Below are 15070 nucleotides of genomic sequence, written 5' to 3' on the forward strand. Positions count from 1 at the left end.
TTGCGTAGAATTATTTATTGCAAATTTATTGGGAGAGTGTGACATGCTACAGCAGTTTGTTGAAGGTGGGCTAAGAGGAAAATCAGCATTAACAGTCAAAACCTATCACCATGCTTTACAGCAATTTGAGGAATGGTTAGATGGAGCAGGAGCAAATCTAAACGATTATGCACGTTCAGATGTTCAGCAGTATATAGATTATCTTGCCAGTAAGAAGAAGTCAGCATCAACCATCAATAAGATTTGGAACTCCATTAAGGCTTACTCAAAATGGGCAGGGAAGCGTGAAGCCATAGAAGATATTGCAGTTGTGAAAGTTGCTGACGTGAAGAAGCAAGCACCTAAAGCATTAGATAAGATAGAACGTAACAAGTTGATTCGTGAAATTGACCGCACAGGAAACAAGAGGGATTATGCAATTTTAATGACGTTGATGAATACTGGTGTCAGAGTTTCAGAGTTAGTTGCATTAGATAGGTCAGACATTGAGATTAGTGAACGTAAAGGGGTTCTAGTAGTAAGGTCTGGTAAGGGGAATAAGGAACGATTTCTACCCCTTAATTCGGAAGCAAGGAGATCCATTGAGAAATATCTTGAAGAACGAACAGATAGTCACCCTGCACTATTTATTAGCAACAGGCAAGAGCGAATTAGTGTTAGAAGCGTTCAACATCTTATGGAGAAACATGGACATAATGCTCATCAGACTCGTCACAGCTTCATTACAGGTTTGGTTAGGGCAGGAGAGGACATTAGTGTAATTCAGAGTCTGAGTGGTCACAGTTCGGCAGATATGATATTACGTTACTCAATGCCTAGTGAGGAAGATAAACAGAGAGCAGTTGAACGTATATTTAAAGATTAGCCACCAGAAATGGTGGTTTTTGTTTGTCTTAGAAAAAGAGGGTGGGGGGGTGGTTTTCATCAAAATGAAGTTGTTTGAGTGGTGAAAAGGGTATAGCACTTCCACCGCTCGACTATGAGTTAAATTTGAAGCGATACGATAAAGACGTTCATTCCAGTATATGGTATTATTTGTTTATTGAAAGAATGATTTTATTGGGTAATATACCATCCTTATATCAATTAAACGGAATGAGGGGGTTAAGGTTATGAGTTTAGTGAAAAAGATCATTATCATAAGCGTTTGGGTTATTTCACTAGGACTAATTGCTACTCCCTTTTTATATGTAGCAATAAATAAAATGATTTATGATTACAGAGTAACAAACTACCTTATTGAAGAAAAAGGGTATAAAACAGAGGAAATAAAGTCTGTTAAGGGAGTATGGGGAATAAAACTGCCCCCTTTTTATGCTGTAGTTATATTTAAAGATGAACCATTTGTTGAGTATGTGTATTTCGCACATAGACCTAATCACATAATGCAATTTAGTTATAGGATTACGGATGTATCACAACAAAAAGTGATAACCAAATCCGATTTGAAGCATTTTGTTCCTATGGAGTAGTAATCCATTCTGTTTTCGTACACTGTTAGTTATATAACCACCTCAAATATAATGTGGTTAAATCTTTAAATGAAAGCACGATTTTATTAATTGAAATTGAAATTAATAGTAATTAGGATATAGGAGGATGGACTTTTTGTTTCCACTTTACGGAAAGATTTCAGTTGGCATATTATGTGTTACTTTATTATTTGCCCTCTTTTTTTGGAATTATTATAAAAAGAGAGAGATAAGGTCATCTACGAAATTTGTTATCAGTTCAACTCTTGTATTAATAATGGCTGTATGTTTCTTTGTTACTCTATATGCTAAAGATGAAAAACATACAACAGAGATAAATAATAAAATAAAAAATATGGGTGGTGTAGTAGTTTCAATCCAGTCTACTGAAAAGAGTGCAACCCCATTCACTAACTGGGATAGAATGATAGCACGTCCCAAGGATGATTATTTCAAAGTTATTTATACTATCCAAAATCAGAATAAAACAGCGTGGTTTAAAGGTGATAATGCTCTTTATAAAGAAGTTCCAACCCCTGAGAAGGAAAAATGGATTTTTGAGTAAATAAGGCGATAATAGAGCAATTTCATTGAAAAGGGGGTAAAACGCTTTGGCTATTGAAAAGGCTATACAAATACCTCTTGAAGTATGGCAAGACCCACAGGGGGATGTAATTCTTAATGTTTCAGAAAATGAATGTAATGTGTATTTTGGATGCTGGAATGACGATTCTACACCTGCTGATTATATAGCGAAGATAATATTTAATGGCTGTTGGTCAACGAACTATACCAATGCTGAATATATAGAGTATGATTATGAACTATTACATCACTCCTACATTCTAAAAGTTATAGATTCCCAATTGCTCAAAGGAATGTTGGCTAAGCATAAAAGGCTTTATCCCACCAGTAAGACAAAAAATGACGATTATAATCATTACGTAGTAGCAGGTCATGATGTTTACATAGAAGTTATTGCATTGGATTTCTGTCTTGTAAGATTGAATAGAGAGCAAGCTGGGGAGTACACTAGGCTTATTGATGAAGCGTAACTGGAATAAAACATGGATTTCATATCCATTAAGTCAAAAAAATTATAAATTTCTATGTTTTAAGGAGACATACGATGGATTATCCTCCAGACTATACCAAGTTTTATGTATTAAGAGATACTCCTGCTACTAGACCATTTAGAGGGGACTTTGTTAATCAAGATGACTGGTTTTCAATTTTAAGAGGCGAACAAATGCCAAAGGAAATGGTTGTTGTAAAACATACGGAGGGTACACGTATTCCTTCTCAAATCATTTATACATCCCCTGCTTCACCGTTATTATTTCACGAGAAGCTTATTGATAAATTTGTCAAAGAAGGAATTAGCGGTTGGGAATTGTTTGAAGTAGATGTTTTAGGTAAAAGTGACGAAATTTATAATGGGTATTTTGGGCTTTCGATAAAAGGAAGATGTTCTTCAATTGACTATGCTAGTAGTCTAATTGTGTATCGTGAATTTCCTGGTGGCAGTTTTCCTTATTTTCAAGGTAGATATTTTAAAGACAACTACTGGGATGGTAGTGATTTCTTTATGGAAAATGCTGATGAATTTGGAGCAACAGGATTTCAGTATTGTAGCGAACGAGTAAAAAGAATACTTGATGAATTAAAGGTTAAAAGTATTAAACTTGAAAAACTCACAGAATTTGAAATAGATGTGAATACAGTAAAAATAGGAAGTCCAGGAAGGCTTCCTAAAGGAATCACATTTACCCAAAAATAAGTTCAATAAAAGAGAAGTTTCATTTAATGTGATGCAAAAACAAAGCCGTGGGTTATCCCAACGGCTTTTTGGTGATTAAATATGTTATTGATTTTCAAATTCTAATTCAACCAGTCTTACCAGCTCTGAAGGTTTCATGTTTAGTCCCCTAGCAATATCAAATATGCTTGTTAAGGTTGGTTGGTACTTGCCATTTTCAAGTTCAGATATATAAGTCCTCTCAAGAGTGCTTATTGTAGCTAGCTGTTCTTGGGTAATACCCTTTTTAATCCGTAGGCTCTTGAGAACTTTTCCGAAAATTAATTCAATTTGCAAGGAATTTTCTCCTTTTGAATTAATTATCATGAAAAGGAAGTTACAATACTGTCTGGTATACCCGAAAAAATGGTTTATATTTACAAGTGATTGTGATAAATTGGAAGTGGGACTAATGACCTACGTAGAGGAGAAGATATATGGGATTTAGATATAGAAAGAGTATTAATATTGGTGGCTTGCGTATTAATGCTAGCAAAAGTGGTCTAGGTGCGAGTGTTGGAGTAAAGGGATTAAGGGTCACTAAGAGAGTAGATGGAAGAACAGAATTAACCGCAAGCATTCCTGGTACTGGGGTGTCTTATCAAGAGACTTTATCTAAGGAAAAAAGAAGAAATGAATATATAAATAGACAAAAAAAAGAGAAAAAAGAAAATAATTATAAATCAGTAGATATTGTGGATGCCCCAAAATTATATTCAGAATACAATAGTAATTTATCTGCAAACGCCGATATGTCAGAGTATTTTATTACGTTTGGTGGAAAATTAGCATCTCGTTTTACAAGTGGTATAAAAGATAAAGAAAATAGTGATATAGTGTGTAGTATTATCATTTATAGCCATACTTTTGTTGTGAATTTTCAAATTCATTCGTTGATATTTAAATGTGAAATAGAAAATGTGCATGTAAAGAAAGTAATAACAAATAAAAAGTTTTTATTTAAAAAGTGGACAGAGATTTCTTTAGAATTCGTAATTGATATTGTACCTACTGAGAAATTAGAAGTAATAGTTGTAGATGAAATTATTGCAGACAGAGTTATTCGTCAAATCCAAGAGATTAAAGATAGGATTGTTCTTAATAAGAATAAACAGCAAGAGGAAGTATCTACTTTTGAACTAGAAGATTTCCAGTTACCACAAACAGTAATAAGGGAATCCAGATACTTAACAGAAAATGAGCCAGTACTAGAGGCAACGATATTTAAAATTAGTGAGTATAACGCATCAAAAGTGGCTCTAACTGCAAAGGTACAAAAAGGTACTATAAACGTTGGGGATGAGGTATTACTAATTGGTGAAATAAAAGGCCAAAAAATAAGAATGGATGCAGTTATTACTGATTTAATTCAAAATATGTGTTTTGTTGAATTTGTTGATTCGGAGGATGGCGATGTTAGCTTATTAATAGAAAATAACTTAGAAGACGTTGACTTTTTAGAAAGCGGAGGTTACTTAAGAAATCTAATATATTGAAATACACTTATATAATTAAAGGGAAAATAATAAAAACATCACTTTAGAGTCGTTGTATTACGATTTAAGGTGATGTTTTTTTGGATTTAATTAAACTTTCTTTCTAAGGATACTTACCCAAAATAGGATACTGGAAGCCTATTTTTGTGGTTTCTATGAGCATAACCCTACAAAATATTACATTTTTCCTCTACAAACAATTACGCACATGGTACAATTTAACTATTCAACCAGATAAGGAGAAACATATGTCGATATATGTAGTTCTTGGTTTACTTTTAGTTCTTTCTTTTATCTTGAAGTCTCCAAAATTCAAAGGATTTATTGGGGAGAAATCAGTGTCGTATCAACTCAACAAGCTAGATAAAGAGAAATATCTAGTTCTTCATGACATTACAATCCCATCAATTAAGGGTAAGACAACACAAATAGATCATGTTGTTGTTTCTGAAAATGGAGTATTCGTCATTGAGACAAAGAATTATACAGGCTGGATTTTGGGAGATGAAAAGGCTGACTATTGGACTCAGGTCATCTACAAGCGCAAAGAGAGACTCTATAATCCGCTTAGACAAAATTATGGGCATATTCAAGCATTAAAAGCTTTATTAGGTGGGATGGAGGAAGTCCCTTTCATTTCTATTGTATGCTTTAGTGCTAGGGCTGACTTAAAGGTTAATGTAGTATCAGAAGTAATTTATACGAAGTATTTGGTAAGCACGATCAACAAGTACAGGGGAATTGCTTTAGGTAAAAATGATGTTCAAAAGATATATGATGCCATTCAAAAGGCAAGTTTGAAAGATGGAAATGTTAAGAGAGAACATGTTAAAGCATTAAAGAATGACATGATTGAGAATACGATTAAGATTGCTCAGAATAAATGTCCAAAGTGTGATGGGAAATTGATGGAGCGTACTGGTAAGTATGGGAGATTCAAGGGTTGCGGGAATTATCCAAAGTGTAGGTTTGTACTCAAAAATGTATAGCATCGTCTGGAGGACATTTGTGCTACGAACATCAAAGGTAAGTTGGGGGTAATAAAGTGCTAGGTTTAATTCTCATTGTCATTCTTATTCTTATTCTTCTAGTTATAGTAGTAGGCATTCTTGCGTATAGAAAATCTAGCAGTCAAAAGCAACAAGAACAGTTTTTTCAAATAGATGACTATGATTTAAAGAAAATAAACATTGAAGATATAGATCGTATGCTTGATGGATCAGAGTTTGAAATGTATCTGTACAGATTATTTTTAGAACTTGGTTATTCTGGCGTATACAAAACAGTAGGTAGCAGGGATTTTGGGGCAGATTTAATCTTTACAGATAGTGAAGGAGTTAGGAACGTAGTTCAGGCAAAGAGGTATGGTATTGATAATCCAGTTGGACTTAGTGCAGTTCAAGAAGTATTTACATCAATGAGATATTACAAAGCTAGGAAATCTATTGTTGTTGCTACAACAAAGTACACTGATTCATGCGAAACTTTAGCTGGTATCAATCATGTAAAGCTATTAGATCGTAATGATCTAATTAGAATTATTGAAGCCTTCAAGCAAGATGATAATATTCATGCAAGAGATATTATTGAATCAGAGCCAAGAGTTATTCTTGAATCGTGGAATCAAATGAACAACGCTTTGCCAGTAATTAAAAAAGATCATAAAGCTGAAAAGTACGTGAAATCAATTCAATCTAAATAATTGAAAGTTGATGAATAGATGAAATTCCTTAGTAATTGGCTTCACATCATCCGTAATTGCTCTTTTGACAATACATATAAGGTAGCTTGGGCAAAGGCTATTACAGAAAGTGCACTTGAATACGTTTCTGAAAATGAGCGACAAGTTGTTGTTGAGATAAGTTTAACTTCAATTGCTCAAAAAGTGATTCGTTATTATTGGGAGCAGACATTATTTTTTGATCTTAAGCAAAGTGGCAATCCCAATAAACCTCCTGTGATCGTTAGTGTTGTGAAAGAGCTAACTGCATCCTATCAAGCAAAGACAGGCTCATTTAAGCCCATCAAATGGTTTACAGCTAACGTAGAGAATCTGTGTAAGCATGAGTACGACAAGGCGATCAAAGAGATTGTGAAGGCTTTAAAGGCTGATGTGAGTTATCGATTTCTTCGAATAGAAGGTAAGGAAATAGTAGGAATCTACGAATATCAGCAAAAAGCTGATTGCTTGTATATAGCGGCTGACAATTTGAAGCAACTTAAAGAGCATAGTTTAATCGTTTTCGATGCAATAAACTACCGCTGGACTCAAATGTTGGAGAACTTCAATCATTCACCACGCATTAGTAAAAAAATCAAGATCATTGATGAAGATAATGTAAGACGTAAACCTTTAAGTAAGTTTATTTCATACTTGAATGCGGAGAATCCTACGCATTCATGCTTCTTGTGTGGGTATTCAATTGTTGGTGAAACTCCTGCTATTGATCACGTTATTCCATGGTCATATTTGTATTCTGATGATCTTTGGAATTTGGTGTATGCACATCAAAGTTGCAATAGTAGTAAATCAAACGTGATACCAAGTGAGGATATGATTAAACGTTTAGAGGATAGAAATAGTGAGCTACTTAACTTGCTTCAAACGAGTGGTATAAAGGACAAGCATGTATCAGAGTTAGCGATGGCGATAGAAAATAACTATGTGAAGAAGTTTTGGATTGCTTGTCAGGGATAGCAGGATACTTTAATAAGGGTGAGGGATTAATATGGAAAATATATTTTCGAACTCTATGAAAAGAAATGACTATTTAAGCGATGAAATGTTGAAATATGCGAAAAATAGTGAGGTTTCTATTGCAGTTGCTTTTTTTACAAATGAGAATTTTTTAATGGATTTGATTAACAATGGATGCTCAATTCGACTTTTAGTTAGATTAGGGTTTCCGACTGATGGGATAAGTCTGAGAAGGATTTTTGAATACAAACACAAAATTCAAATCAAATACTATACTTCAAAAAGTTTTCATCCTAAGTTATATATCTTTGAGAATGATATTGCTTTTCTTGGTTCATCCAACCTTACAAATGCAGGCATCAAATCCAATCAAGAATTAAATGTATCAATTGACTCTGAAGACATTCTTTTTGAAGAACTTAAAGATGTATTTGAGGACTATTGGGAGGAAGCACACGTTCTAACTATGGAAATAATAAAAGAATACATTGATATTGTTAGAGAATTAAATACTAAGAATACTGAAGTCGAAAAAGCTATTTTTACTAAATTCGGAAACCATTCTTATCCTAATATTATTCGGATTGATAAAAATAAAAAATCCAAATCACGTGAATTCGAGCAGGGCTTATTAAAAAGGTATCAATCATTCGTTCAGAAATTCATAACTCTAAAAGAAATTTATGAGTCTACATGTTTGAGAAAGGCAAGCCAACTTCCACTACGAATTGAAATTGATCAATTTTTAAATTGGCTAAGGGAAGAAAAAGCCTATGGAGATAATTATAAAAGACCCTCAATTAATACAGAAGAAATAAGAGAATTTACTATTGAAAAAATTAAGGAATTTTATAATAGCGATTATGAGTACTTAGATACTACTACAGTCAACTATATAACGATAATGAAAAATTTAGGTTCTACAGAAGATATTGATTCGATTAATGAAGATCAATTGTCTGAATGTCTGCTATCAATCCATGCATTTTTAGGGCAAGTTAGACATAATAAGGGTGGGAGAATAAAATTTGTAAATGATTTTATCAATTCAAATGGAATGGATAGAATTAAAGAGTCGTTTAAGTATTTGCTTTTTTGTGAGGATTCTTATACTAAAAAAATAACAAATTGTATTTATAACTCCGATTATAAGCTAATTAAATTTGGTCAGAGCTGTGTTCAGGAATTATTCGGTTGGGCAAATAAAGAGGAAGTTCCAATATGTAATGAAAGAACTTATAAAAGTATGCAATATCTAGGGTTCGGAAAATTATGATCTCTTAGGAGTGAATTTTAATGACTAATTATAATAAACTTGTACGTGATAAGATTCCTCAAATTATAGAAGCGAATGGTAAGAAAGCTGTGTATAAAGTGCTAAGCGATGCTGAACATGCAGTAATGCTTAATAAAAAGCTTCATGAGGAATTCCTTGAATATACTAATGCAAATGAGGAAGATAAAGTTGAAGAACTGGCTGATTTGGTGGAAGTTGTTTATGCAATATTGGAGAGCAAGGGAGTAAGTTTTGAGGAATTTGAAAAAGTGAGATTGGCAAAAAGGGAAGAGCGTGGAGGATTTAAGGAGAAGTTGTTTTTAATTAATGTTGATGAGAAATAATTAACGGAGGGAATTAAGGTGAAGACACCTAAATTATTGACCTTTGAATCTTGGGTAAGTGATTACGACTGGTATCAATATGCTATGAATAACAGAAATTATGTACCTAACCTTCTGGTAGACAGATCACCATGTTCTGATCCTTTTTTCGATCCCTTTACAAAGCATACTGAGAGAAGACCAATAATAAGTGGGCTGTGTAGAGGACTCAAAAATTTCTCTGTTGGTGACTTATTTATTTATGTAACTAAAATTGATCCTAAAGTCATTTTGGACTTGAAAATAAGTTCTAATGGAACTCCAATGTATTTTGGAGTAGCTGTGTTACGTTTTACAAAGCTATACGCTTCTCATTTGGAAGCATCTAGACATTATGAACCCAAACAATATGTTGCAGAGCCAGAAATAACAGATTATCCACCAAATTTATCCTTCACAATAGAACCAATTGTAGCAAATAGCATTAATTGTTGTATCACTGGAGTATCTGAAAACAGAGAAAATAAAAAAACAATACATAGAAAATTTGTGCCAAATGAGGTTAATGTTCATCAGTGGGAAAGACATTATCGTGATTATTATTGCAGGAATAGAGATAGAAAGCTAAAGGCTGGAGAATGTAGAGTGGAATATATTAGTAATAAGGAATGCTTAGTTCTAGATCATTCTAAAGCTCCTATTTTTACTACAAAAGATTGGTATGGTACTAAACCAAATCAAAAAGGAATTCAAATATCAGAAGCTAATGCAATTGAGATTGCTAAAAGAATTGCTTTTTCAAATGTAATTAGTACTATCTGAAAACCACAAAGCAAGTGGAGATAAGGGCGACCATGGAACAGTTCCAGTATATGGTACTATTTATTTCAAAAGAGAATTGTTATTTTGCATTTACGTGACTTATATGAAATATAGGGGTTGATTAGTGTTGTTATTTAAAGAAATCGAGTACAATAGCGAAAGTCTCAAATTGATGTCAAGCCACTTCAAATTCTTGTTTTGTTTCATATGGGGACAGTAAGAATGAAAAATAAAGAAGAGATGTTAATCAATTATCTTTTTGAGAATGCAATTCGATTCATGAGATTCTCTATAGAAGAACTTATATCGCCAGATATTAATAATATTGATAATATAATTAAAGCATGTGTACTTATACAAACTACTACAGAACTCTCCCTCAAGTATGCAGTTTCGTATAATTTTGGTGAGATATCTATCCGCAAAATATTACATAAAAATTTAAGGGAACTCTCCATTGATGAAATTTACAATAAGTTTTTAACAAATAAATTAATTATTTCTGAATTTGAAAACTTAAAAAAATATCTAAATAGTGACGCTAAATATAAATTTTCTAGAGAACAAATTGCATACATGGATAAATTCCAATTAATTAGAAATAAAGTATTGCATTTTTCTTATAATTTTGATTCTGAAGATAAAGAAGAGATGAAAAAAACATTTATTTACATTGTTATGAGAATTATATATCCTTTACTTTATGAAAGTTATTCGATAGAATCACTAGAATATTTAACACCTAATCAATTTTTTAAACTTTATATTGGGGAAGAGAAGTTCACAGCAATTAGTAAAACTCAAGAATACAAAGAAATAATATATGAGATCGTTTCGAGTTTTAAGGAAAAAAATGGTATTGGAAAATGTATATATTGTGAGGAAAAAACATGGATGATAGAAAATTGTCAATGTCTTCTTTGTGAAAGAAGGTCCGATGATATACTTTTGAAATGCCCAGTGTGTAAAAGTAATAAATCAGTTATATTTCAGTCATTAAATATGGAATGTAATAATAATGCAACAAAAGGATATTGTGTAAATTGTTATCGGAAAACTTCTATAATAAAATGCAAAAAATGCGGAATATATAATGTATATGATGATGATATTGCCTTTTTAGAGGCGGTTGAGCATATATGTGAATCTGTTTGTGATGACGATTGTTCAAATAAACCAATAAACGAAAAGTTGCCAGTGGATTTTGTATATGCGGTTTCATCAATTATTATTTCAGAATGTTTGAAAATTAATGAAATAGTGGTAAAGAATAAAAATAAGAATGTTACTAGGATATTTGGTAAACACACTATGGATGAATACATACTATATGGTAACCTAGAACAATCCGTTTATAATAGCTATATGTATTTGGATGAAAAACAATATGTTGAATTTTTCGTATCTAAAGAAAAAATATTAGATCGCATCGATAGATATATAAAGAATAATTATGTGTGTGGTTCATTTGATGAAATTAAAAAGCTTTACAAGTCTCTATTTATCTCAATACATGGTGAGGAAAATGATAAAAAGTTCAAATCAATTTTCAAAAGGATAGTTGGAGGAAACTTTGATAAATTGACATCTGATGAATTTAAAGTGTTTTATGAATGCAGGGATTATTTAACATTTGATGATAAGATGTATTTTGGAATATATCACAATAATATAATTAAACCACATGAGGTCAAATGAGTTTAATAGTCTATTGAGAATTTGTGAAATTCGAACTTCGTGTTATGTTCATTTTTTCGGTATCTGCTCCATCACTACTTAGGAGACTCACAATATTTAAGGCATATAAGTATCGTAAGAATCAAATTCAAAGGACTCTCCTTTCATTGGAGAGTTCTTTTTTGTGCTGAGGTTTATAAGCTACTAAACATATTTCTTTATTATTTTTGAGTTAACGGACTGTGTAACCTTCCACGTTCCATTATAACGGCATCTTCGATAGACACGATCTATCTCTCGGTAGTCTGCAATTGACTGTGTCCTAGAAGCCTAGACAACGTGTATAGGTCAATTTGTCTCAACATTTGTTGTGCAAACATTCTCCTAAAATTGTGAGCTGTAGTAGCCACTTCTTTTCCTACAGCATCACATGTTTAAAATTCCCTTATTATATTTAAACGTATTATCCAAACGAATGATGTACTTTGTACAAATATTTGGGTATAATTAGGTTATCATCATCCACAAGCTAGGGACGATGCAATCCATAATCTACATAGCAATTAACAACTCTCATAAAATTCTTCAATCCCTTGATACGCTTAGCTTTTTTCGTTGTAGGAGCGAACGAATAGGCGATTACGGTTTCACCATCAATAACCCGAATGCAGTAGCATCGTGTGGTTGTGGGTCTTCTTTCAAGCCAGCGGATTATGAAGGAACACCTGAACCTTGTGATGATAAGGTTGAGGCATAAATAATTAATATTGAACCTTCTGAATTAGTGTGTTGTACTAACACTCGTTCAGAAGGTTTTTTGTCGTGTTTGTCTACACAGTTAACCACCAAACACCAGCACACTCAGGCAGCACAATCAACTGCTCACTGACAACCTTATTGGCTATCGCGTCTCCAAAGAAAAATCTCGTAAGCATTTCGGCTTCGTCTACGCTCTCAAACGTATAATCGGTCCGTATCCACGTATGAGAAAAGCCATATTCGGATTCAATAAGTCTATAATAATTCATCAAAAAATCAGGTGGATAGGGTGTTTCGGAGCCTGTTCCGAAGTTCTCGATAATAATGACCGTACCGCCTGGGCGCAGAACTCTTCTGATTTCGCTTAAAACTTGGTGAATATTGGCTTCCCATTGATCGACATCCGAATTTCCAAGGTAGCAAATACTCCATCCGGATACGATTAAATCTGCACTATGATTGGCGACAGGTAAATGCCTGTGGTCAGCAACTTGTATTCTCCAATTGTGCAAATCAGCTTTCCTAAGATGATCTGCGGTAATGCGCAGCATAGATTCGGATTCATCTAAAGCTACAATGGACTTTGCTTGTGGAGCGAGAACACGGGTTAATCTCCCAGCACCAGCACCCATGTCGATGATGTCTAGACCTTCAACGGGGATGATGGTTTGAATGGTTTCATATAAGCTTGCTTGTTTGGAAACGAGTTGTTCATACATGTCTGCTTGATTGGCATAAATGTTTGCATGATTAGGCATTTGGTAATCTCCTCCTTAGGGTTATGTTAAACATTGTCATCGTAATGTGTAACGTAAGGAGAAGGTCAAGACATTGTTGATTAGGGTTGAATAGGAACTGCATAAACGAGATACAGCAAATCGTTGAGTTTCATATGTTTGGTAATATAACCATTTTCGTCAAACCAGGTTAGCAGGGAAGAGCAGATGGCATAATGCTGATCTTGCAGGGTTGTCAGGAGATCTGTTCGCCCGTTCGCTGTACATTCTTTCATGTATAGATCTTTTGCAGATTCATTTTCGAACATTAAATCCGCTATGCAAATTCTACCGTGAGACTTGAGTACGCGGCGCATTTCATCTAACGCTAGCACTTGCTGTTCGTTAGTAATATGGTGAAAAGCAAACGATGTAACGACAAAATCGAATTGGTTATCCATGTAAGGAATGGCCAGGAAATTCCCTAGCTTCATGTCCATTTGCGGATGTTTACTTTGGCATTGCTTCATCATTTCTTTGGATTGGTCTACGCCAGCCATGTGAATGCCCTTATGCAGAAATCGCCTTGCCAAATTACCAGTTCCTGTCCCAAGATCAAGCCCTTTCTCTCCAACCCTTGGTTTTACCCATTGAAGTGTTAGATCAAGAACTTCTTCGTATCCTTTATACTCGTTGTCATTATGTAAAACCCGTTCATCATGAGTCAATGCTTGTTGATCAAAGTTCCATGTATCCTTCCAATTTTTGCGGATTTCCCGAAGTCGTTTAGAACCTTCCGCGAGTGTGAAGATATCATCAATCGGAAGTGAGTTGTTCTGTTTCAAAAGGTCGATCATGGTATCCGTCGTTTCAATGATTTGCTTGAACTCCAGCCATTGAGCAAAAACAACAGATCGTTGAATTTCTAAATAGTATTGAAGCTGCTCTTTATCATCGGCATCAACTTCTTGTAATGCTTTTTGAATATCGGCAACGGACATACCTGATTCACGAAGCGAAATAATTGTTTGTAGCCGCCATATTTCTTTTTCTGTAAATGTTCTATATAAATTATTTTCTTGTTTAGACGGTGAAATAAGTCCTTTATCTTCATAGAAGCGGATGGCTCTTGGAGAAATATTCAATTTATTGGCAACATCTTTAATTTGCATGCTTTCACCCTTTCTCTCCCCTTAAATAAACATTAACGTAAGGGAAAAGTAAAGTTGAAAATAGCAATGTCTAGCTAGTTAGGAGTCGTCTCTCATTACCAAATTGTGGAATATACTATAAAGATAGTACTAGTTATTGTTTGAAAGGAGGGAGCCAGATGGCAACTAGAAAGGATTTCATCGATCTTGTTGCACCGATTGCTTTGAAGCTTCGTTTAGAAGGCTCGCCAATTTTCCCATCTGTTCGAATTGCACAAGCAATACTAGAAACTGGGGGTAAAATAAACGCTTGGAATAACTTGGTTGGATATAAAGTTGGAAATGGCGTACTAACACCTTATTGGCAAGGCGATCGTGTGTCAGTAAGCACATGGGAATTCATAAATGAGGATCATATGTTTAATGTACCGGGGGATTTTCGGGCATACAGCACCATTGAGGACGGATTTCGAGATCAAGATTTGTTGTTTCAAGCTGCGCGTTATTCGGCAGTACGGTCAGCAAGCATTCCACAAACTCAAACAGCTGCGCTACAGAAGAGTGGATACGCGACTGACCCTGCCTATACAAGTAAATTGAATATGATGATAGCGACGGAAGGGTTAACTTTCTTCGATGAGGAGGTCATTCGGATGTTAGAGAACTTACAGGCCCAGATTTCAGAATTAACAAGTAGAGTACACTCACTCGAAGAGCAGGCCGCTTTGATGGTCGTGCCAACATGGGCGAAGTCAGCCGTTGATGCGGCAGTAAAGGCCGGTTTGATCGACACACCTGAGAAAGGGAGCTATGATTTCTATCGCTTATTAACTGTGTTACATCGCAAGGGCATTATATAATATGTGGAAGAATATAGGGGCC

At 34.2% G+C, this 15070-nt stretch carries 17 protein-coding genes and 1 pseudogene; 14 read left to right on the forward strand and 4 right to left on the reverse strand.

Annotation, left to right across the window (positions count from 1 at the left end; translation table 11 throughout):
- Nucleotides 1–43 precede the first annotated feature (43 nt).
- From ASL11_RS11315 to ASL11_RS11335, 5 genes are all read left to right on the forward strand, one after another.
- Entirely contained in the window at nt 44–865 is an 822-nt protein-coding gene (locus ASL11_RS11315) for a tyrosine-type recombinase/integrase (RefSeq protein ID WP_056613561.1), read from the forward strand.
- Between the two features lie 247 nt (nt 866–1112).
- The gene (locus ASL11_RS11320) at nt 1113–1472 is read left to right on the forward strand and encodes a DUF3139 domain-containing protein (protein WP_056613563.1); all 360 of its coding nucleotides are present in this window, start codon (nt 1113–1115) and stop codon (nt 1470–1472) included.
- 136 nt (nt 1473–1608) lie between these two features.
- Nucleotides 1609–2037, forward strand: coding sequence for a hypothetical protein (locus tag ASL11_RS11325; protein ID WP_056613564.1), 429 nt, complete (start codon nt 1609–1611; stop codon nt 2035–2037).
- Between the two features lie 46 nt (nt 2038–2083).
- Nucleotides 2084–2527: a hypothetical protein gene (locus ASL11_RS11330; protein WP_056613566.1), complete on the forward strand. Its 444-nt coding sequence runs from the start codon at nt 2084–2086 to the stop codon at nt 2525–2527.
- A gap of 74 nt (nt 2528–2601) precedes the next feature.
- On the forward strand, nt 2602–3252 hold the full coding sequence (locus ASL11_RS11335) for a hypothetical protein (protein WP_056613569.1): 651 nt from the start codon (nt 2602–2604) through the stop codon (nt 3250–3252).
- An 84-nt stretch (nt 3253–3336) separates the two neighbouring features.
- On the opposite strand, the gene ASL11_RS11340 is transcribed toward ASL11_RS11335, so the two are convergent.
- Complete coding sequence (locus ASL11_RS11340) at nt 3337–3567, reverse strand: helix-turn-helix domain-containing protein (protein ID WP_157256895.1); 231 nt, start codon at nt 3565–3567, stop codon at nt 3337–3339.
- Between the two features lie 140 nt (nt 3568–3707).
- On the opposite strand from ASL11_RS11340, the gene ASL11_RS35410 reads away from it, so the two are divergent.
- The 8 genes from ASL11_RS35410 to ASL11_RS11380 all read left to right on the forward strand — a co-directional run bounded on the left by ASL11_RS35410 (nt 3708) and on the right by ASL11_RS11380 (nt 11583).
- Nucleotides 3708–4766: a DUF4236 domain-containing protein gene (locus tag ASL11_RS35410; RefSeq protein WP_063795545.1), complete on the forward strand. Its 1059-nt coding sequence runs from the start codon at nt 3708–3710 to the stop codon at nt 4764–4766.
- Between the two features lie 248 nt (nt 4767–5014).
- Nucleotides 5015–5755 carry an NERD domain-containing protein gene (locus ASL11_RS11350; RefSeq protein ID WP_056613573.1) on the forward strand — a complete coding sequence of 247 codons (741 nt, stop codon included), beginning with the start codon at nt 5015–5017 and terminating at the stop codon, nt 5753–5755.
- Between the two features lie 56 nt (nt 5756–5811).
- Nucleotides 5812–6468, forward strand: coding sequence for a restriction endonuclease (locus ASL11_RS11355; RefSeq protein ID WP_056613575.1), 657 nt, complete (start codon nt 5812–5814; stop codon nt 6466–6468).
- A gap of 18 nt (nt 6469–6486) precedes the next feature.
- The gene (locus tag ASL11_RS11360) at nt 6487–7464 is read left to right on the forward strand and encodes an HNH endonuclease (RefSeq protein ID WP_056613576.1); all 978 of its coding nucleotides are present in this window, start codon (nt 6487–6489) and stop codon (nt 7462–7464) included.
- 31 nt (nt 7465–7495) lie between these two features.
- Nucleotides 7496–8740 (forward strand): phospholipase D-like domain-containing protein, encoded by a 1245-nt coding sequence (locus tag ASL11_RS11365; protein ID WP_056613578.1) that lies wholly within the window; start codon nt 7496–7498, stop codon nt 8738–8740.
- 20 nt (nt 8741–8760) lie between these two features.
- Nucleotides 8761–9084, forward strand: a complete 324-nt coding sequence (locus tag ASL11_RS11370; RefSeq protein WP_056613580.1) for a nucleoside triphosphate pyrophosphohydrolase — start codon at nt 8761–8763, stop codon at nt 9082–9084.
- Between the two features lie 18 nt (nt 9085–9102).
- A complete protein-coding gene (locus tag ASL11_RS11375; protein WP_056613582.1) occupies nt 9103–9885 on the forward strand; it encodes a hypothetical protein in 783 nt (260 codons plus the stop codon).
- Between the two features lie 222 nt (nt 9886–10107).
- Entirely contained in the window at nt 10108–11583 is a 1476-nt protein-coding gene (locus tag ASL11_RS11380; protein ID WP_056613584.1) for a hypothetical protein, read from the forward strand.
- A 269-nt stretch (nt 11584–11852) separates the two neighbouring features.
- Here the strand turns inward: ASL11_RS11380 and ASL11_RS38120 are convergent.
- The 3 genes and pseudogenes from ASL11_RS38120 to ASL11_RS11390 form a co-directional block, all read right to left on the reverse strand.
- Nucleotides 11853–11975: pseudogene (locus ASL11_RS38120) on the reverse strand (tyrosine-type recombinase/integrase); the annotation flags it as partial.
- 417 nt (nt 11976–12392) lie between these two features.
- Nucleotides 12393–13079, reverse strand: a complete 687-nt coding sequence (locus tag ASL11_RS11385) for a class I SAM-dependent methyltransferase (protein WP_056613587.1) — start codon at nt 13077–13079, stop codon at nt 12393–12395.
- Between the two features lie 80 nt (nt 13080–13159).
- Nucleotides 13160–14209, reverse strand: a complete 1050-nt coding sequence (locus ASL11_RS11390) for a MerR family transcriptional regulator (RefSeq protein ID WP_056613589.1) — start codon at nt 14207–14209, stop codon at nt 13160–13162.
- A 158-nt stretch (nt 14210–14367) separates the two neighbouring features.
- On the opposite strand from ASL11_RS11390, the gene ASL11_RS11395 reads away from it, so the two are divergent.
- Nucleotides 14368–15048 (forward strand): glycoside hydrolase family 73 protein, encoded by a 681-nt coding sequence (locus ASL11_RS11395; RefSeq protein WP_056613590.1) that lies wholly within the window; start codon nt 14368–14370, stop codon nt 15046–15048.
- Nucleotides 15049–15070: the final 22 nt, after the last annotated feature.

This window comes from Paenibacillus sp. Soil750 (assembly GCF_001428045.1).
In the GTDB taxonomy this organism is placed as follows: Bacteria; Bacillota; Bacilli; order Paenibacillales; family NBRC-103111; genus Paenibacillus_E; species Paenibacillus_E allorhizoplanae.